Here is a 17764-nt window from a genome sequence, read left to right as displayed (position 1 = left end):
GCGTTCCTGAGGGCTGAATTGCAACGGCTGCCTCGCAGCGCCGCGCCATGCCGCTCTTGCGAATCCCCAATCCCGAATCCCCAATCCCCGCTCAAAACAACACCCCCTGCGGCGACGGCGGGCGCGGCGGCTGCGGTTTGACGAAGTGGCTGCAGTCCAGGCGGCGGCGCGGCGACTCGGTATAGCCCAGCCGCTTGTGCGCCAGGGCGAAGCGCCGCGCCAGCAGGTCGGCGTAGACGCCTTCGCCGCGCATGCGCTTGCCGAAGGTGCTGTCGTAGTCCTTGCCGCCGCGCAGTTGCTGCACCGTGCTCATCACGTGCGCGGCGCGGTCGGGATGGTGCGCCTGCAGCCAGTCGCGGAACAGCGGCGCCACCTCGTGCGGCAGGCGCAGCAGCACGTAGCCGGCGGACTCGGCACCGGCGTCGCGGGCCGCCTCCAGCACCGCTTCCAGCGCGTGGTCGTTGATCCACGGGATCACCGGCGCCACCATCACGCCGACCGGAATCCCGGCCTCATGCAGGGCGCGCATCGCGCGCAGACGCGCGTGCGGCGCCGAGGCGCGCGGCTCCAGCCTGGCCGACAGCCGCGGATCCAGCGAGGTCACCGAGAAGTGCACGCTGACCAGGTTGTCGCGGGCCAGCGGCGCCAGCAGGTCCAGGTCGCGCTCGACCAGCGCGTTCTTGGTGATCAGCGAGAACGGATGGCGGGTCTCGGCGAAGACCTCGATCAGGCGCCGGGTCAGCTGCAGCTTGCGCTCGATCGGCTGGTAGGCGTCGGTGTTGATGCCCAGCGCGATCGGGCTGGGCACGTAGCCAGGCTTGGCCAGCTCGCGGCGCAACAGCTCCGGGGCATTGGTCTTGGCGAACAGCCGCGTCTCGAAGTCCAGCCCCGGCGACAGGTTCAGATAGGCATGGCTGGGCCGGGCGAAGCAGTAGCTGCAGCCGTGCTCGCAGCCACGGTACGGATTGACCGACTGCGCGAATCCCACGTCCGGCGACTGGTTGCGGCTGATGATGCTGCGCGCGGTCTCCTCGCTCACCTGCGTGCGCAGGCGCGGAGCGGCGAATTCCTCGCTGTCGTCGGGATGCCAGCCGTCGTCCTCGGCCTGGCTGATGGTCCGTTCGAAACGACCGGGCAGGTGGCTGCCGGCGCCGCGGCCCTTGATGGCAGTGCTCATCGGCATAGGCTACGCGCCGGCGGTCTCGGCGGATGCGACGGCGTCCGCCGCGGCGCTGAATCTTTCAGGCCGGCACATGCCGCGTGACCGCGTCCCAGGCGTGGTCAGGCATCGCAGACGCTATCAGCGCCGCAGGTCGCGCTTCACGGTGGCCCGGCGCGTCGACGCCGGTTTCCGCCGAACCGGTACGCCGTCGCCCGCGTACGCGGCACGGCAGGCGTCATCCCGCTGCCGCGAGCGCGTGTCATACACCGTGCAGTGCGATGCCGGTTCGCAGAACGATGTGCCGCCAGCGAGCCGGACGGCCGCCGCACGCGATCGGGCCGGTCGCCTCCATGCCCAGCCGGCATCGCCTTCGCCGCAATCTCCGCGCCACCCTCTAGAATCCGCCGATGCTCGTGATCGCGACTCTGCAGAACACCTGGGACCGGCTGACCGGCATCCCCCACATCGGCGCCTACCTCACCGCCGCCTACCTGCTGTACATCCTGTGGTTGAGCGGCTGGATCGTGCTGCAGAAGCGCGAGCCGGCTGCGACGCTGAGCTGGGTACTGTCGCTGGCCGCCTTGCCCTATCTGGGCTTCGTTATCTACTACCTGCTGGGCCCACAGAAGGTGAAGCGGCAGCGCCTGCGCCGCGGCCGCTCCCGCTCGGGCATGGAGCACTACAGCAGCGTGTGTCCGCCGGATGCCGACTGCACCGAGCTGGCCAAGATCGCCCAGGCCACCACCGGCCTGGCGCCGAGTTCGGCCACCGCCGTGCAGTGGCTGGTCGACGGCGCCGCCACCTACGACGCGATCGTGCGCGACATCGGCGACGCGCAGCACCACGTGCACCTGGAGTACTACATCTTCAATCCCGACCGCACCGGCACGCGCATCCGCGACGCGCTGGTCGAGCGCGCCCGCGCCGGCGTGCGGGTGCGCCTGCTGCTGGATGCGGTCGGCTCCTCGCAGGTGCGCAAGCGCTTCCTGCGGCCGCTGCTGGAGGCCGGTGCCGAGGTCGCCTGGTTCCATCCCACCCAGTTGCTGCGGCCGTTCAAGTTCAAGCGGCCCTGGGTCAACCTGCGCACCCACCGCAAGATCGTGGTGATCGACGGCCGCATCGCTTTCACCGGCGGCATCAACGTCACCGACGAGGAGAACGAGGCGCTGCGCGCCGATGCCTACCGCGACCTGCACCTGCGCTGCGAAGGCCACGTGGTGCGCAGCCTGCAGCTGGTGTTCGTGGAGGACTGGCTGTACGCCACCCGCCAGGGCCGCGATGCCTTCGACATGGCGCGGATCTGGCCCAGCGACATGCCCAGCCGCGACGACGGCGGCATCCAGGCGCAGGTGCTGGTGTCGGGGCCGGATTCGTCGTGGGAGAGCATCCATCGCCTGCAGGTCGCCTCGATCTACGAGGCGCAGCGGCGGGTGTGGCTGGTCACGCCGTACTTCGTGCCAGGCGAGGCCGCGCGCATGGCGCTGACCTCGGCGGCGCTGGGCGGGCTGGACGTGCGCCTGCTGGTGCCCAAGCGCAGCGACTCGCGGCTGGTAACGCTGGCTGCGCGCTCGTACTTCGACGAACTGCTGCAGGCCGGCGTGCGGATCTACGAGTACGGCCCGCGCATGCTGCACACCAAGGCGCTGATCACCGACGAAGACCTGTGCCTGGTCGGCAGCGCCAACTTCGACAACCGCAGTTTCCGGCTCAATTTCGAGGTCGCCACGCTGTTCCGCGATCGCGGGCTGACCAAGCAGCTGGCCGAGCTGCTGGAAGGGGAGATGGCCGATGCGGTGCGCGTGCGCGACGACCGCAAGCGCTCGCTGTGGCGCTATCGGCTGCCGGAAGCGGTGGCGCGGCTGACCTCGCCGCTGCTGTAAGCGCGGCACCACGGCGCCGGGGCCGGCGCGCGCCGACCGCCGCACCACGTGGAACCGGCACGCCCGGCGGCGCTACACTGCGCCATCCTTGGGGAGATCGTCATGTACTGGCTCTTTCTGCCGCTCGCGCTGGGTGCTTTCGTTCTGGCGTTCACGACGCCGCACATGTGGTTGCTGGTGGTGAGCCTGCTGGCCGCGCTGGCCTTTCTGCTGGCCTGGGCACGCGGCTGGTACGTGGCCAAGATCGGCGACGCCAGCCAGCGCGACGCGATGCCGATGATCGACCCGGCCGAACTGCGCCGGCTGCGCGAGCAGGCCGAGGCGCGCCGCGCCGCGGCTGCCGCCAGCGACGACGCCGCGGCGCCGTAAGCGGCACGCCGTCGATGACCAAGCTCAGCGTCAACGTCAACAAGATCGCGGTGCTGCGCAATTCGCGCGGCGGCGACCTGCCCAGCGTGCTCGAGGCCGCGCGTGCCTGCCTGGACGCCGGCGCGCACGGCATCACCGTGCACCCGCGCCCGGACCGGCGCCACATCCATGCCGAGGACGTGCTGGCGCTGGCCGAACTGACCCGCGAGCGCGGCGTCGAATTCAACATCGAGGGCAACCCGTTCGCGCCACCGCGGCCAGGCTATCCCGGGCTGATCGCGCTGTGCGCGCAGACGCGTCCGGCGCAGGCCACCCTGGTGCCCGACGGCGACGGCCAGCTCACCTCCGACCATGGCTTCGACTTCGGCCGCGACAGCGACCGCCTGCACCCGCTGATCGCTGAGCTGAAGTCGCTGGGCTGCCGGGTCAGCCTGTTCGTCGATGCCGACAATCCCGACCTGGCGGTGGCGGCCGAACTGGGCGCCGACCGCATCGAGCTGTACACCGGTCCCTATGCCGCCGCGTGGGAGCAGGGCGACAGCGCCGCGGCAGCGCCGTTCGCCGCCGCCGCACGCCGCGCGCAGGCCGCCGGGCTGGGCGTCAACGCCGGCCACGATCTGGCCCAAGCCAATCTCGGCGCGTTCCTGGCCTCGGTCCCGGAGGTGCTGGAAGTGTCGATCGGCCACGCGCTGATCGGCGAGGCGCTCTACGCCGGGCTCGACGCCACGGTGAAGGCGTATCTGGCGGTGCTGGCCGGCGCACGCGGAGCCTGACGGACACTGCGAGGCAGGCGCCGTGCTGGAGTAGGCGCGCTTTGCTGGCGCAGCGATCGCATTCCGCAAGGCTGTCGCAAACAGCGCACGCTTGTCATCGGGCGTCTTGCACTGCCGCCCTCAAACGGGGCGACGAGCGGCGCACGCCGCCACCTTGTCGGTGGCGTCGCAACATGGCGGTCCAGCGGGCCGCTGCTTACTGCACGAAACCGATGCGCTGGACGTCGGCATTCTTGGCCGCCGCCAGCACCTTGGCCATGGCCTCGTAGTCGGCGTCCGGGCTGGCATCGATGCGCAGCTCGGCCGGATTGCCGGCCGCCTGCGCCATCGCCTCCTGCAGCCGCGGCTGCAGATCGCGCAAGGCCAGCGGCGCGGCATTCCAGAACAACTGACCACTGGCGTCCAGGCGCAACTGGATCGGGTCCGGCGGCGGCAAGGGCCTGGAGAGTGCCGGCGTCCGCTGTGGCAGGTCCATGGTGATCGTCCGCGTCAGCATCGGCGCGGTGACGATGAAAATGATCAACAGCACCAGCATCACATCGACCAGCGGGGTGACATTGATCTCCGCCAGCGGTCCCCGATTCCCTGCAGCACTGAACGCCATGGCCAGCCTCCTGTGGGTGTGGTGGTGTCGCGCCAGCAGCCTACACCCGTGGCACGGCGGGATGCGAGGGGCACCGACAGGCGGGGCGGGTTCGGCGTGGTCCCGCATCGGACTGCTCAGGCCGGCAGGCGAGCGCAAAGCGGGTCCGACCAGGCCGACGACACGCCGGACCGCGGACCGGCATCGTCGCAAACAGGCCGGGCAGCCAACCGTGCACGCACAAAAAAAACGCCACCGTTGCCGGTGGCGTTTGCAGTCGCGTCATGACTGAGGTGTTGCGGTGAAACGGATTGCGGTGAAGCTTATTGCTGCACGAAGCCGATCTTCTTCATGTCCGAGTTCTTGGCGGCGGCCAGCACCTTGGCCATCACTTCGTACTCGGAATCCGGATTGGCATCGATGCGCAGTTCCGGCTGGTTGGTCGGATCGCGCTGGACTTCGTTTTCCATCATCTGCGGGAGCGCAGTCACTGCCACCGGGCTGTTGTTCCAGAACACCTGGTTCGACGCATCGATCCGCAGATCGATCGGCGGCGGCGGATCGCGCAACTGCGGCGGCGGGTTGATGACCCGCTGCGGCAGATCCACGTCGATCGGGTACGTCATGATCGGCGCGGTCACGATGAAGATGATCAACAGCACCAGCATCACGTCGACCAGCGGCGTGACGTTGATGTCGGCCATGGGACCACGGCCGCCTCCTGAGCTGAACGCCATGGCTCAGTTCCCCTTCTCTTTGGTCGCAACGAAGCCGACGTCCAGCATGCCCTGACTCTGCGCGATCTTGGTGATCTCGTTGATCGTGCGCATCTTGGTGGTGCGGTCGCCACGCAGGTTGAGCGGCGGCTGCGGGGTCTGCTGTGCAGCGGTCGAGAAGCGCGACTCCAGGGCTTCCTTGGAGATCGGCTCATCGTTCCAGTACAGCGACCCATCCTCCTTGACCGCCAGGGTGATCGGATTCGAACGCTTGTCGTCCTTGTCCGGATCCTGCTTCAAGTTGGCTTGGGGCAGCTCCACCTTGACCTTGTGGGACATCAGCGGTGCCGTGATGATGAAGATGATCAGCAGCACCAGCATCACGTCCACGAGGGGCGTGACGTTGATGTCGGCCATGGGGCCGCCGCTGTTACCACTACTGAAAGCCATAACGGGCTCCGTTAACGTTGCGTGGACGACTTAGCCGGGATCAGCGAACGCGCGAACCGGTGGCGAAGAAGTCGTGCAGGTCGTGAGCGAAGGTGTCGAACTTGGCGATCACCGAGCTGTTGACCTTGCTGAAGAAGTTGAAGGCGAACACGGCCGGGATCGCGACGAACAGACCGATCGCGGTCATGATCAGCGCTTCACCGACCGGGCCGGCGACGGCGTCGATCGAGGCCGAGCCGGTGGCACCGATCTTGATCAGCGCGCCGTAGATGCCCCACACGGTACCCAGCAGACCGACGAACGGCGCGGTCGCACCGACGGTCGCCAGCAGGGTCATGCCCGACTGCAGCTTGGTGCTCTCGCGGGTCACGGCCTGACGCAGGGCACGGTCGACGAACTCCGAACGGCTCAGGGTCTCGCCCAGGCCGGTGCCGGTGCCGGCTTCGGCGCGCTGGTGGTGCGCGGCGGCCTGCGCAGCGTCCAGGGCGATCTTCGAGAACGGCTCGGAGGCCGGCTGCTCTTCCATCGCACGGATGGCGTCCTGGGCGTTCGGGGTGTCCCAGAACAGGCTGGTGACGCGGTCGGCCTGGCTCTTCAGACGGGTGGCGCGGAAGATGTTGATGATCGTCCAGTACCAGGACGAGGCGGACATGATGATCAGGGTGATGAGCACCACCCAGGAGACGGCGAAGTCACCCGGCTTGGAGGTCATTTCGGTGATCAGGTGCTCGAAGCCCATCTGCGACAGGGCGTTCGATGCGTTGTTGCCCCCCGCAGCAGCGGCGATGAAAATTTCCTGCAGCATGACGCTTACCTTTGTTGTGTGTGGTGGTGATGAGGGTGGTGCAAAGAGTAGACAGGGCTTGCGGACCGGCGGTGCGCCGGTCCGCGCAACCTTTGTATCAGTTCAGCGCGAAGTTGACCGGGACGCGGACGCGGCCGGCGGTCTTCTGTCCATTGACGACAGCGGCATTGAACCGCCACTTGCGCGCTGCTTCCATGGCGGCGCGGTCCAGGTCGCGGTTGCGGCTGGATTTCTCGACGGCAACGTTCGTGACGTTACCACTGGCGTCGACGTCGATGATCAGGATCACCTCGCCCTGCGCGCCCGACCGGAATGCAGCCGGCGGGTACTTCGGCGGGTTCATGTTCTTCGACGAGATGTCGACGCTAGCGCTGATGTCGGAGGGTGCGGCCGGCGGCGCAGGCGGCGACGGCGGCGTGGCGATGTCCGTGTCGCGCGGCGTCGGGACGTCGATCACCGGGGCTTCCGGCGGCGGCGGCAGCGGGGTCGGCTTCGGCGGCGCCAGGTTCTTCACCGGCGGCGGCGGGGTTTCCGGCGGCTTCGGCGGCGGCGGCGGCGGCGGGGGAGGCGGCGGCGGTGCGTCCACCAGGGTGACCATGATGTTGCGTTCCTTCTCCGCCACCGCCTTGGGCGCAACGGCCGGAATCAGCAGCAACATCAGCGCTGCAAGGTGCAGCGCGATTACGAAGGCAATACCGATGATGCGCGGCCAGCTGAGGCCGGAGGCGTCATCTTTGTCGTAATGCCGATGGATGACCAGTTGTTCCGTCATGCGCCAATGACTCGATTAAAGGGGGGCGGATTCCGCGGTGGAGCGGGACCCAAGTTCACGCGGCGATGACACCGCAGGAACCTCCAAGCTTATACCAATCCCTGTTACCTGCACTACTTTCAGCACTGGCAATCGGGGGCTTTTTTTGCGTGCTACTTCAGGTTGATGATCTTCTTGGCGTCTTCCGGCTTTTTGACGCCCTTGGCCAGCGCCTGCTGCGCCGCCTGCTTGGCCTCGGCCACACGGCCTTCCGAATGCAGCACCTTGGCCAGGTTGAGGTAGGTTTCGCCGTCCTTGGACAGCGGCGCGGCCTTCTGCCAGTTCTCGATCGCCTGCGGCAGCTGGTCGGTGTAGTAGTACGACTGCGCCAGCGCCAGGTAGGTCTGGTAGTCCGGCTTCAGAATGCCCTTCTGCATGCCTTCGTTGATGACCGCGATGACGTCCTTCTCATGGCCGTCGGTGTTGGCGTAGATCGAGTACAGCTGCTTGTATTCCTTCTCGTCGGTCAGCTGACCGGAGGTACGCAGCTTGTCCATCACCGCCGCGGCCTTGTCCATCTGGTCGGCCTGCATGTACATGCTGGCCAGGTTGAGCTGGGCCTTCTTGTCGTTGGGCGACTTGGCCGCCAGCGCCTCGGCGGCCTTGACCGCCTCGCCGGTCTGGCCGGCCTCGGCGTAGGACGCCATCAGCAGCTGGTTCCAGCTGTCCTTCGGTTCCGGCGACGCGGCGATGGCTTGCTTCAGCGCGGGGATCGCTTCCTGGTAGCGCTGCGCCTGGTACAGGGCCTGGCCCTTGAGGATCAGGTCTTCCGGGCGGGTCGACTTGGTTTCGGCCAGGAACTTGTCCAGGGTGGCCAGGCCTTCCGCGGTCTGGTCGTCCTGCAGCTGCAACTGCGCCAGCATCAGCATCGACTGGTAGTGGCCGTTGTTGTCCAGGCCGTTGAACTGGATCGCCTGCTTCAGGTACGCCTGCGCGGCCTTGCTGTCGTCGAGGTTGTAGGCGGCCTGCGCGGCCAGCTGCGCGGCGACCGACTTGTCGTATTCGTTGGCGCCGCTGTTGCCCAGGATCTCATCGGCCTGGCTGCGCACCGACGCGTAGTCCTCGCCCTTGTTGTAGGTGTCGATCAGCTTCTGCAGCTTACTGCCGAGCTTGGAAGAGGGCTTGCCGTTGGGTTCCTTGCGCTCGGCATTGGGGAACAGCACCGCCGCCTTCTCGTTCTTGGCATTGCGCGAGGAACGGTGATCGGTGCGATCGCTCTGCGCAGCGGCATCGGTCACCACCGCGCCACCGAGGGCGGCGGCGATCACCAGGGACAACAACGCTTGCTTGCGAATGCGGAATTTCATGGGTCACCTCGGTGGATACCGCCCGGAGCGGCACGGAAGACGGAGCGGCCATTCCTCGGCCGAGCCAGCAAACCTATCAGAAACCTGTACGCCGTGAAAACGTTTTTGGATGCGTTTTCTGTGACAGTGCCGGCGGCCGGCGCAGGGACGACGCCCGACTCAGCCGCACTTGGGCGTCCTGCCGGCACTGCGCGCCTGCGCGTACACCGGTTCCAGCGCAGCGACGTCGCGCTGCAGCTCGCCGATGCGGGCACTGGGATCGGGGTGGGTGGACAACCACTGCGGCGGACGCTCGCCGCCGGCGGCCATCATGTTCTTCCACAGTTCCACCGCCTGCGCCGGATCGAAGCCGGCCTGCGCCATCAGGCGCTGGCCGACGACGTCGGCTTCGGCTTCCTGTTGGCGCGAGCCGGGCAGCAGGAACAGCGTCTGCGCGGTCATGCCGCCGACCTGGCCGACGGTGTCGGCCGCGCCCTGGCCATAACGCGCGCCGGCCAGCGCGCCGATCACGCTCAGGCCCGCCTGCGCGCCGAGTTGGCGGGTGATGCGTTCTTCGTGATGACGCGAGATGACGTGGCCGATCTCGTGGCCGAGCACGGCGGCGAGCTGGTCCTGGTTCTTGGCCACGCTGAAGATGCCGCTGTTGACCCCGACCTTGCCGCCGGGCAGGGCGAAGGCGTTGGGTTCCTTGTCGTTGAACAGCGCGGTTTCCCAGCCGGTGCCGCGCCATTGGTCAGGCAATTGCGCGACCAGCGCGTTGACCACACAGCGCACGTAGGCGTTGCGCTTGGGATCGGTATCCAGCTGTTCCTTGGCCTTGGCCTCGGCGAACGCCTGCGCGCCCATCTGGTCGAGTTGTTGTTGCGAGATGCCGCCGACGACCTGGGTACGCCCGGTTGGCGATGTCGTCGTCGCACACGCTGCCAGCAGCATCGCGAGCGACGCGCCAAGTACCACTTGCTTCATACGGTCCCCCCTCCTGACACGCGTCGCAGTGTGGAGGGCCGTGTCTTAACATTTCGTCAAACAAACCTTCAGGTTGCGCCAAACCACAGCCCGGCGACCGCGATGGCGTTATTGAGGCCATGTGCGGCGATCGGCGCCCACAAGGTGCCGGTGCGCTTGTACAACCAGGCGAACGCCGCGCCCATGCCGCCGTAGACCAGCCACAGCTGCGCAGTCGCGGCCAGGCTGTTGCCAGTGGTCCCCGGCACTTCGTGCACCAGGGCGAAGGCGGCGCCGCTGAGCAGCATGCCCAACCGCGGCCGGCCTGCGTCCCACAGCCGCCCGAACAGCACGCGGCGGAACAGCAGTTCCTCGTAGGCCGGGGCGATCACCACGGCGAACACGATCAGGAACAGCGGCATCTGCGCCATCGCGTCCTGCATCAACGGCAGGTTGGTCGGCACCGGCTTGATGCCGATCTGCGCCGCCAGCGCGGAGATCACCGCGCTGCCGACGAACACCCCGACCGCGACCAGCAGCACCCAGCCCCAGGTCGACCGCGTGCTCGCCGCCTGCCACGAGGCACGGCGCTCGGCGGCGCTGGCCGGGCGGCGCAGGAAGTACAACAGCAGCGCCGCGGAGAGCGTGCTGACCAGGGCGATCAGCAGCTGCGCCAGCGCGCCCGGCTGGCCGACCCGCTGCGCCACCACCGATGCCAGACGATCGGCGGGGATGCCGTGCGCCTTCAGTTCCATCGCCAGCTGGACGCCGCGGATCACGCCCCAGACCAGGCCGCTCAGCACGCTCACCGCCAGCAGCACCACCGCCGCCAGCAGCACGTCGAGGAAGAACCCGAGGATCGGCCGGCGCGGGCGGGCCGGCGGCGCGGACGGCAACGGCAGCGGGGCGGCGGGCAACGGCGGTGCGGTCATCGCGGTCCTGGGCGGAAGCAGGCGGAAGGCGCAGCGGGACGTCCGCCCCGGCACGGGGGCCGGGGACGGGCACCGCCACGGTCAGATGTCGAGATTGGCGACCTTCAGCGCGTTCTCTTCGATGAAGTCGCGGCGCGGTTCGACCACATCGCCCATCAGGGTGCTGAAGATCTGGTCGGCGGCGACCGCATCCTCGATGCGCACCTGCAACAGACGGCGCGTGTCCGGGTTCACCGTGGTCTCCCACAACTGCTCGGCGTTCATTTCGCCCAGGCCCTTGAAGCGCTGGATCTGGCGGCCCTTCTTGGCTTCCTCGAACAGCCAGGCATGCGCCTGGGCGAAGCTGGCGATGGCCTGGGTCTTGTTGCCGCGCACGATCTGCGCACCCTCGCGCACCAGCCCGTGCAGGGCCAGCGCGACCTCGCGCAAGGCCCGCAGTTCGCCGCTCTCGAACGCGGCCATCGGCACCCAGCTGGTGAGTTCTTCGCCCATGTGGCGACGGATTACCTTCAACATCGCCGGCTTCTGCTCGCTGCCGCGTTCGAAGGACAGCGCGTAGCGCGCCGAGCCCAGGCTGCCGCGGTTGAGCACCGCCTGCAGCGCGTCCAGGCTCGGATGCGTGTCGCCCTCGCTTTCCAGCTGGGCCACGTCCAGCGGCGGCAGGTCGATCAGCGCGCTCAGCAGCGCCGGGTCGTAGCGGTGCGCATTGCGCGCCACCGCCTCGTTGGCGCTGGCGAACAGCAGCAGCAGCTTCTCCAGCGCCGCGCCGGTGATCGGCGGCTCGTTGCTGGCCGGGACCAGTGCCGCGCCTTCGACCGCGCTGCTGGCCAGGTAGGCGTTGAGCGCGTTGTCGTCCTTCAGGTACAGCTCCTGCTTGCCCTGCTTGAGCCGGTACAGCGGCGGCAGGCCGATGTAGACGTAGCCGCGCTCGATCAGCTCCGGCATCTGCCGGTAGAAGAAGGTCAGCAGCAGGGTGCGGATGTGCGCGCCGTCGACGTCGGCGTCGGTCATGATGATGATGCGGTGGTAGCGCAGCTTGTCCGGGTTGTACTCGTCGCGGCCGATGCCGGTACCCAGCGCGGTGATCAGCGTGCCGACCTGGTCGGAGGACAGCATCCGGTCGAAACGCGCGCGCTCGACGTTGAGGATCTTGCCGCGCAGCGGCAGCACCGCCTGGTTCTTGCGGTTGCGGCCCTGCTTGGCCGAGCCGCCTGCCGAGTCACCCTCGACGATGAACAGCTCCGACAGCGCCGGATCCTTTTCCTGGCAGTCGGCCAGCTTGCCGGGCAGGCCGGCGATGTCCAGCGCGCCCTTGCGACGGGTGAGGTCCCTTGCCTTGCGCGCGGCCTCGCGGGCGCGGGCGGCATCGACGATCTTGCCGGCGATCGCCTTGGCCTCGTTCGGGTTTTCCTGCAGGAACTCTTCCAGGCGCGCGCCGAAGGCGTTCTCCACCGCCGGGCGCACGTCGGAACTGACCAGCTTTTCCTTGGTCTGGCTGGAGAAGCTCGGGTCCGGCACCTTCACCGACAGCACCGCGATCATGCCTTCGCGCATGTCGTCGCCGGTCAGGTTGATCTTGGCCTGCTTGGCGATGCCGTTCTGCTCGATGTAGGTGTTGAGCACGCGGGTGAGCGCGCCGCGGAAGCCGGCCAGGTGGGTGCCGCCGTCCTTCTGCGGGATGTTGTTGGTGAAGCAGTACATCGTCTCCTGGTAGGAGTCGGTCCACTGCAGCGCCACGTCCACAGTGATGCCGTTGTGCTCGCCGGTGACCGAGATCACGTTCGGGTGCAGCGGGGTCTTCAGCTGCGCCAGGTGCTCGACGAAGCTGCGGATGCCGCCCTCGTAGTGGAAGTCGTCGCGCCGGCCCTCGCCGCGCTCGTCGGCGAGCACAATCTTGACCCCGGAATTGAGGAAGGACAGCTCGCGCAGTCGGCGGGCCAGGATGTCGTAGTGGAATTCCACGTTGTTGTGGAAGGCCACCACCGACGGCCAGAAGCGCACGGTGGTGCCGCGCTTGGTGGTCTCGCCGAGCTTGACCAGCGGGGCGACGGCCGCGCCGTTGCTGAATTCCTGCTGGTAGTGGGAACCGCCCTGGAACACGTCCAGCAGCAGCTTCTCCGACAGCGCATTGACCACGCTGACGCCCACGCCATGCAGGCCGCCGGACACCTTGTAGCTGTTGTCGTCGAACTTGCCGCCGGCGTGCAGCACGGTCATCACCACCTCGGCCGCCGAAACCTCGCGACCGAGCTTGGCGCTCATCTGCGCGTGCTTGCCGACCGGGATGCCACGGCCGTTGTCGGACACCGAGACCGAGCCATCGGCGTGAATGGTCACGGCGACATGGTCCGCGTGCCCGGCCAGGGCTTCGTCGATGGAGTTGTCGACGACCTCGAACACCATGTGATGCAGGCCGGTGCCGTCATGGACGTCGCCGATGTACATGCCGGGCCGCTTGCGGACCGCCTCCAGCCCTTCCAGGGCGGTGATGCTGTTGGCGTCGTAGTTGCCGTTGCTGGGCGGGGTGTTCTGTTCGTCGGTCATGCGGGTGCCGTAGGCTCCACGAGGCGGCGAAGACAGGCGGGGGCCGGTTCGCGCCGCTGGATAGGGGATTGGCGGAAATTATAGCAGCCCGGGCCACCGGACCCGCGGCAGCCTAGGAGACGGCCAGGATCTGCCCATGTTCCACGTGGAACCGCGCGATCGGCAGGTCGGCACCGGCCAGCGCCTGCGGGGTTTCGGTGGCGGTGACGAAGACTTGCGCCGGCCCGGCACGCAGCCGCTCCAGCACGCGGGCCTGATGGTGGCGGTCCAGTTCCGAGGCCAGGTCGTCCAGGGCGATCACCGGCCACTCGCCACGCTGCTCGGCGTAGTCCTCGGCCTGGGCCAGCAGGCAGGCCAGGGCGGTGAGTTTGGCCTGGCCGCGGGAAAGCGCGTCGCGGCCGGGAATTTCGGCAAAGCTCAGGCTCCAGTCGGCCCGGTGCGGACCGGCCGAGGTGTAGCCGAGCTGGCGGTCGCGTTCGCGGTTGAGCAGCAGCGCGTCGGCCAGCGACACCTCCTGGCGCCGCCAGCCGGGCGCGAACTGCAAATGCGCGATACCCAGCGCTGGCGCAAGATCCGGGGCGAGGGCGAGCAGACGCTGCAGCAGGCGGTCCAGGTAGTCCTGGCGACGCGAGGTCAGCGGCTCGCCGGACTCGGCCAGCTCGTGGTCCCAGGCATCCAGCGCCGCGCCGCTGCCACCGCTCTTGAGCAGGGCATTGCGCTGTTTGAGCGCGCGAGCGTAGCGCCGCCAGAGGGACAGGAAATCAGGTTCCACGTGGAACAAGCCCCAATCGACGAAGCGACGCCTGGGCTCGCCGCCCCCGCTGACCAGGAGATGGCTGCCTGGCTCGAAGGTGACCACCGCCAAGGCCGCGCACAGCGTACCGAGATGGGCGACGTCCTGGCCGTCGAGGCGGCCACGCCATTCCTGGCCACTGTGGCGCAGCCCGGCACGGCGCCGACGGGTCATGCCAGGGTCGCCCGCCTGTTCCTGCCATTCGACGAAGACGTCCAACGCATCCTGCCCCTGCCGGACCAGTCCATCGCGCACGCGGCCACGGAAGCTGCGGCCGTAGGCCATCAAGTGCATCGCCTCGAGCACGGTGGTCTTGCCGGCGCCGTTGTCGCCGGTGATCAGGTTCAGCCCGGGCGCGGGCGCCAGCTCGAGCGTCGCGAACCGGCGCAGATGGTGGAAATCGAGACGGGAGACATGCATGCGGGGATAGGAGGCGAAGGCGCTCGCACCGGGCGCACGCAGATCGAAGTCGGGGCAGGGCGGCAGCATACCCAAAACGGTCTGCGGGTGCCGGGGCATGGGCAGGCACCACTGTCAGGGCGGCGCGAGTGCCGTCTCACTGGACCGGGCAAGGCGCCGCGTGGGAGCCACCATGGGATGATGCGGAGTAGGCCTGACCGGAGAACAGAAGGGCGTTCCCAGCGAAGCAAGCTCCTATGCCGATCTGTGGTTCCCGCTGCGACGCAGTACGAAGCGGGCGGGCCACCACCACCAAGCTGCACCGCGATACGCCTGCGCTACCGATCTGGCTATGCGCGGCGGTGCAGACGCTCCGACACCACCTGTCGTTCGACGGGCGACGTGCCCGGAAGCAAGCATTAGGCGCCTTCGCAGGAACAGAACCGGTCGTCCAACGCCCCAAAAAGAAAACCCGGCACAAGGCCGGGTTGCTTTCGCACGTGTTCCACGTGGAACACGAAGCGGGGACGTCAGAGACGCAGCGGCATCACCACGTGACGCGAGCGGGCGCTGCTGGCTTCGCGGACCAGCGCCGACGAGTTGGCGTCGCGCAGCTGGATCACCACGAACTCCTCGCGCAGCGCGGACAGCGCGTCGAGCAGGTAGTTCACGTTGAAGCCGATCGCCAGGTCGCTGACCTTGGTGTCGGCTTCGACTTCTTCCTGCGCCTCTTCCTGCTCCGGGTTGTGCGCGCTGATCTTCAGCTGGCCCGGCGAGACTTCCACGCGCACGCCGCGGTACTTCTCGTTGGACAGGATCGCCGCACGCTGCAGCGCCGCGCGCAGGGTTTCGCGATCCAGCTTGACCTCGCGGTCCGCACCGATCGGGATCACCGCTTCGTAATCGGGGAAGCGGCCGTCGATCAGCTTGGAAGTGAAGGTGACATCGTCGCGCTTGACCCGCACGTGGGCGCGGCCGACCTCCAGCTCGACTTCGCGCTCGCCGCCTTCCAGCAGGCGCTGCAGCTCGGTCACGCCCTTGCGCGGCACGATGATCTGGCGCTTGGCGCCGCCGGCGTTCTCCAGCTCGGTCTCGCATAGCGCCAGGCGATGGCCGTCGGTGGCCACGCAGCGCAGGGTCTGGTCGCGCAGGTCGAACAGCAGGCCATTGAGGTAATAACGCACGTCCTGCTGCGCCATCGCGAACGCGGTGCGCTCGATCAGCTCCTTCAACGCCGCTTCCGGCACCACCACGCGCTCGGTGGCTTCCACTTCGTCGACCGAGGGGAAGTCGTTGGCCGGCAACGTGGCCAGAGTGAAGCGACTGCGCCCGGCCTGCACGGTGATCTTGTCACCGGACTGGGACACGGTGACCTTGCTGCCGTCAGGCAGCGCACGCACGATCTCGAACAGCTTGCGCGCCGGGATCGTGGTTTCGCCGTCCTGGGCATCGTCGACCGCAATGCGCGAGACCATTTCCACTTCCAGATCGGTACCGGTCAGCGACAGCTGGCCGCCCTGCACCTGCACCAGGAAGTTGGCCAGAACCGGCAAGGTCTGGCGGCGTTCGACCACATTGACGACTTGCGCCAATGGCTTGAGGAAGGCTTCGCGCTGCAGTGTGAAACGCATGTGGTTCCGTGCCCCTATGCTTTAAAAGATGTGGAATAAATCAAAAGCTTGGTGGTGATGGTAGAGCGAAATTCGGTGCAAATGTAGCGCAAGCCACTGAATACAAAGCGTTTTTAACGCTCCCAATCCCGTGTACTACTGTCCCGGAACGGGTGGGGAAACCTGTGGATAGTTTTGCCGTCGCCGCCGCGTCACGCTTTATCCACAGTTTCTCCCGGATTTGTCGCGAAGTCATGCACCGATTTATCCGGCGTCCTCCACCTTGGCCGCCGCACTACTCGCTGAGCTTGCGGATCAGCTTGTCTCCTCGTTCCTCTCCGTGCTCACTCGCTCAACTTGCGGATCAGCTTGTCCCAGTCTTCGCGGAGCTTGCCGTCGGTCTCCATCAGGTGCTTGATCTGGCGGCAGGCGTGCAGCACGGTGGTGTGGTCGCGCCCGGCGAACGCATCGCCGATCTCCGGCAGGCTGTGTTCGGTCAGTTCCTTGGTCAGTGCCATCGCCACCTGCCGCGGCCGCGCCAGCGAGCGCGTGCGCCGCTTGGACAGCAGATCCTTGATCTGCAGGCCGTAGTAGTCGGCCACGGTCTTCTGGATGTTGGGGATGCCGATCGCCTGCTGCTGCGCGCGCAGCAGGTCGCGCAGGGTCTCCTGGGCGAACTCGGTGGTGATCGCGCGGCCGGTGAAGTTGGCGCGTGCCGCCAGCGTGTTGAGCGCGCCTTCCAGGTCGCGCACGTTCGAGCGCATCTTCTTGGCGATCAGGAACGCCACGTCGTCGGGGATCTCCGCGCCGCGCTCGCGCGCCTTGGCCAGCACGATCGCCGCGCGGGTCTCGAAATCGGGCGGATCGATCGCCACCGACAGGCCCCAGGCCAGGCGCGACTTCAGCCGCGGCTCCAGGCCCTCGACCTCGCGCGGATAGCGGTCGCAGGTCAGGATGATCTGCTGGCGGCCGTCGAACAGCGCGTTGAAGGTGTGGAAGAACTCTTCCTGGGTGCGGTCCTTGCCGGCGAAGAACTGGATGTCGTCGATCAGCAGCGCGTCCACCTGCTGGAACTGGCGCTTGAACTGGTCCATGGTCTTGTCCTGCAGCGCACGGATCATCGCGCTGAAGAACTGCTCCGAGCGCAAGTACATCACCCGCGCGTTCGGATTCTGCTCGCGCATGGCGTTGCCGGCGGCGAACATCAGGTGGGTCTTGCCCAGGCCGGTGCCGCCGTACAGCAGCAGCGGGTTGTGCGCGCGGTCGCCGGGCTTCTGCGCGGCCTGCACCGCCGCGGCCAGGCCGAGCTGGTTGCTGCGGCCTTCGACGAAGTTGGCGAAGGTGTAGTGCGAATCGAGGTTGCCGGCGAACGGCTCCAGCAACGGCGGCGCCGGGGTACGCGCCGCCGCGGTCTCGCTGGGCGGTGCGGCGGCCGGTTCCGGTGCGCGCGGGCGCGACCCGACCTGCAGCAGCACCTCGCCGCTGCCGGCGAAATAGGTCAGCAGTTCGCGGATGCGCGGCAGGTAGCGCTCGCGCACCTGCTCGACGATGAAGGCGTTCGGGGCGTACAGCACCATGCTGTTGTCATGGCGCTGTTCGGCTTGCAGCGGTTTCAACCAAGTGTGAACGTCCTCGGCTGGAAATTCGGCTTCCAGACGTTCCAGGCAACGGGGCCAAGCATCCAT

General features: G+C 67.7%; 16 protein-coding genes. 3 read left to right on the top strand and 13 right to left on the bottom strand.

Annotated features, from left to right (window positions below; genetic code table 11):
* Positions 1-91 precede the first annotated feature (91 nt).
* Complete coding sequence (locus PG878_RS00080) at positions 92-1177, bottom strand: PA0069 family radical SAM protein (RefSeq protein WP_209029997.1); 1086 nt, start codon at positions 1175-1177, stop codon at positions 92-94.
* Between the two features lie 392 nt (positions 1178-1569).
* On the opposite strand from PG878_RS00080, the gene cls reads away from it, so the two are divergent.
* The 3 genes from cls to PG878_RS00065 all read left to right on the top strand — a co-directional run bounded on the left by cls (position 1570) and on the right by PG878_RS00065 (position 4184).
* On the top strand, positions 1570-3042 hold the full coding sequence (gene cls / locus PG878_RS00075) for a cardiolipin synthase (protein WP_209029998.1): 1473 nt from the start codon (positions 1570-1572) through the stop codon (positions 3040-3042).
* A gap of 102 nt (positions 3043-3144) precedes the next feature.
* Positions 3145-3411: a hypothetical protein gene (locus tag PG878_RS00070; protein ID WP_010340662.1), complete on the top strand. Its 267-nt coding sequence runs from the start codon at positions 3145-3147 to the stop codon at positions 3409-3411.
* Positions 3412-3425: 14 nt separating this feature from the next.
* Positions 3426-4184, top strand: a complete 759-nt coding sequence (locus tag PG878_RS00065) for a pyridoxine 5'-phosphate synthase (RefSeq protein ID WP_209029999.1) — start codon at positions 3426-3428, stop codon at positions 4182-4184.
* Positions 4185-4380: 196 nt separating this feature from the next.
* Here the strand turns inward: PG878_RS00065 and PG878_RS00060 are convergent, their stop codons facing one another.
* The 12 genes from PG878_RS00060 to dnaA form a co-directional block, all read right to left on the bottom strand.
* The gene (locus tag PG878_RS00060; RefSeq protein ID WP_209030000.1) at positions 4381-4788 is read right to left on the bottom strand and encodes an ExbD/TolR family protein; all 408 of its coding nucleotides are present in this window, start codon (positions 4786-4788) and stop codon (positions 4381-4383) included.
* A 302-nt stretch (positions 4789-5090) separates the two neighbouring features.
* Positions 5091-5504, bottom strand: coding sequence for an ExbD/TolR family protein (locus PG878_RS00055; protein WP_026143210.1), 414 nt, complete (start codon positions 5502-5504; stop codon positions 5091-5093).
* 3 nt (positions 5505-5507) lie between these two features.
* Positions 5508-5933 carry an ExbD/TolR family protein gene (locus PG878_RS00050; protein WP_010340666.1) on the bottom strand — a complete coding sequence of 142 codons (426 nt, stop codon included), beginning with the start codon at positions 5931-5933 and terminating at the stop codon, positions 5508-5510.
* Between the two features lie 40 nt (positions 5934-5973).
* A complete protein-coding gene (gene exbB, locus PG878_RS00045; RefSeq protein ID WP_010340667.1) occupies positions 5974-6738 on the bottom strand; it encodes a TonB-system energizer ExbB in 765 nt (254 codons plus the stop codon).
* 97 nt (positions 6739-6835) lie between these two features.
* Positions 6836-7510 carry an energy transducer TonB gene (locus tag PG878_RS00040; protein ID WP_010340410.1) on the bottom strand — a complete coding sequence of 225 codons (675 nt, stop codon included), beginning with the start codon at positions 7508-7510 and terminating at the stop codon, positions 6836-6838.
* Positions 7511-7662: 152 nt separating this feature from the next.
* A complete protein-coding gene (locus PG878_RS00035; RefSeq protein ID WP_010340411.1) occupies positions 7663-8856 on the bottom strand; it encodes a tetratricopeptide repeat protein in 1194 nt (397 codons plus the stop codon).
* A 159-nt stretch (positions 8857-9015) separates the two neighbouring features.
* Positions 9016-9822 carry a M48 family metallopeptidase gene (locus tag PG878_RS00030; protein WP_209030001.1) on the bottom strand — a complete coding sequence of 269 codons (807 nt, stop codon included), beginning with the start codon at positions 9820-9822 and terminating at the stop codon, positions 9016-9018.
* 68 nt (positions 9823-9890) lie between these two features.
* Positions 9891-10733: a CPBP family intramembrane glutamic endopeptidase gene (locus tag PG878_RS00025; RefSeq protein ID WP_209030002.1), complete on the bottom strand. Its 843-nt coding sequence runs from the start codon at positions 10731-10733 to the stop codon at positions 9891-9893.
* A gap of 81 nt (positions 10734-10814) precedes the next feature.
* Positions 10815-13277, bottom strand: coding sequence for a DNA topoisomerase (ATP-hydrolyzing) subunit B (gene gyrB, locus PG878_RS00020; RefSeq protein ID WP_209030003.1), 2463 nt, complete (start codon positions 13275-13277; stop codon positions 10815-10817).
* Positions 13278-13389: 112 nt separating this feature from the next.
* Positions 13390-14490, bottom strand: a complete 1101-nt coding sequence (gene recF / locus PG878_RS00015) for a DNA replication/repair protein RecF (RefSeq protein ID WP_209030004.1) — start codon at positions 14488-14490, stop codon at positions 13390-13392.
* A gap of 509 nt (positions 14491-14999) precedes the next feature.
* The gene (gene dnaN, locus PG878_RS00010; protein WP_010340416.1) at positions 15000-16100 is read right to left on the bottom strand and encodes a DNA polymerase III subunit beta; all 1101 of its coding nucleotides are present in this window, start codon (positions 16098-16100) and stop codon (positions 15000-15002) included.
* Between the two features lie 323 nt (positions 16101-16423).
* Positions 16424-17764: a chromosomal replication initiator protein DnaA gene (dnaA, locus tag PG878_RS00005; RefSeq protein ID WP_026144198.1), complete on the bottom strand. Its 1341-nt coding sequence runs from the start codon at positions 17762-17764 to the stop codon at positions 16424-16426.

The sequence above is a fragment of the Xanthomonas hawaiiensis genome, from assembly GCF_031834635.1.
Taxonomy (GTDB): Bacteria; Pseudomonadota; Gammaproteobacteria; order Xanthomonadales; family Xanthomonadaceae; genus Xanthomonas_A; species Xanthomonas_A sacchari.
The sequence above is the reverse complement of the archived record's forward strand: the minus strand, read 5'-3'. Positions and strand labels throughout refer to the sequence as shown.

Excerpts from the sequence above, each read along its gene's own strand:
- PG878_RS00050 (WP_010340666.1), bottom strand. The coding sequence starts at position 5,933 with ATGGCTTTCAGTAGTGGTAACAGCGGCGGCCCCATGGCCGACATCAAC.
- PG878_RS00055 (WP_026143210.1), bottom strand. The coding sequence starts at position 5,504 with ATGGCGTTCAGCTCAGGAGGCGGCCGTGGTCCCATGGCCGACATCAAC.
- dnaA (WP_026144198.1), bottom strand. The coding sequence starts at position 17,764 with ATGGATGCTTGGCCCCGTTGCCTGGAACGTCTGGAAGCCGAATTTCCA.
- PG878_RS00070 (WP_010340662.1), top strand. The coding sequence starts at position 3,145 with ATGTACTGGCTCTTTCTGCCGCTCGCGCTGGGTGCTTTCGTTCTGGCG.
- PG878_RS00060 (WP_209030000.1), bottom strand. The coding sequence starts at position 4,788 with ATGGCGTTCAGTGCTGCAGGGAATCGGGGACCGCTGGCGGAGATCAAT.
- PG878_RS00025 (WP_209030002.1), bottom strand. The coding sequence starts at position 10,733 with ATGACCGCACCGCCGTTGCCCGCCGCCCCGCTGCCGTTGCCGTCCGCG.
- exbB (WP_010340667.1), bottom strand. The coding sequence starts at position 6,738 with ATGCTGCAGGAAATTTTCATCGCCGCTGCTGCGGGGGGCAACAACGCA.
- PG878_RS00030 (WP_209030001.1), bottom strand. The coding sequence starts at position 9,822 with ATGAAGCAAGTGGTACTTGGCGCGTCGCTCGCGATGCTGCTGGCAGCG.
- dnaN (WP_010340416.1), bottom strand. The coding sequence starts at position 16,100 with ATGCGTTTCACACTGCAGCGCGAAGCCTTCCTCAAGCCATTGGCGCAA.
- PG878_RS00080 (WP_209029997.1), bottom strand. The coding sequence starts at position 1,177 with ATGAGCACTGCCATCAAGGGCCGCGGCGCCGGCAGCCACCTGCCCGGT.
- PG878_RS00035 (WP_010340411.1), bottom strand. The coding sequence starts at position 8,856 with ATGAAATTCCGCATTCGCAAGCAAGCGTTGTTGTCCCTGGTGATCGCC.
- PG878_RS00065 (WP_209029999.1), top strand. The coding sequence starts at position 3,426 with ATGACCAAGCTCAGCGTCAACGTCAACAAGATCGCGGTGCTGCGCAAT.
- cls (WP_209029998.1), top strand. The coding sequence starts at position 1,570 with ATGCTCGTGATCGCGACTCTGCAGAACACCTGGGACCGGCTGACCGGC.
- gyrB (WP_209030003.1), bottom strand. The coding sequence starts at position 13,277 with ATGACCGACGAACAGAACACCCCGCCCAGCAACGGCAACTACGACGCC.
- PG878_RS00040 (WP_010340410.1), bottom strand. The coding sequence starts at position 7,510 with ATGACGGAACAACTGGTCATCCATCGGCATTACGACAAAGATGACGCC.
- recF (WP_209030004.1), bottom strand. The coding sequence starts at position 14,490 with ATGCATGTCTCCCGTCTCGATTTCCACCATCTGCGCCGGTTCGCGACG.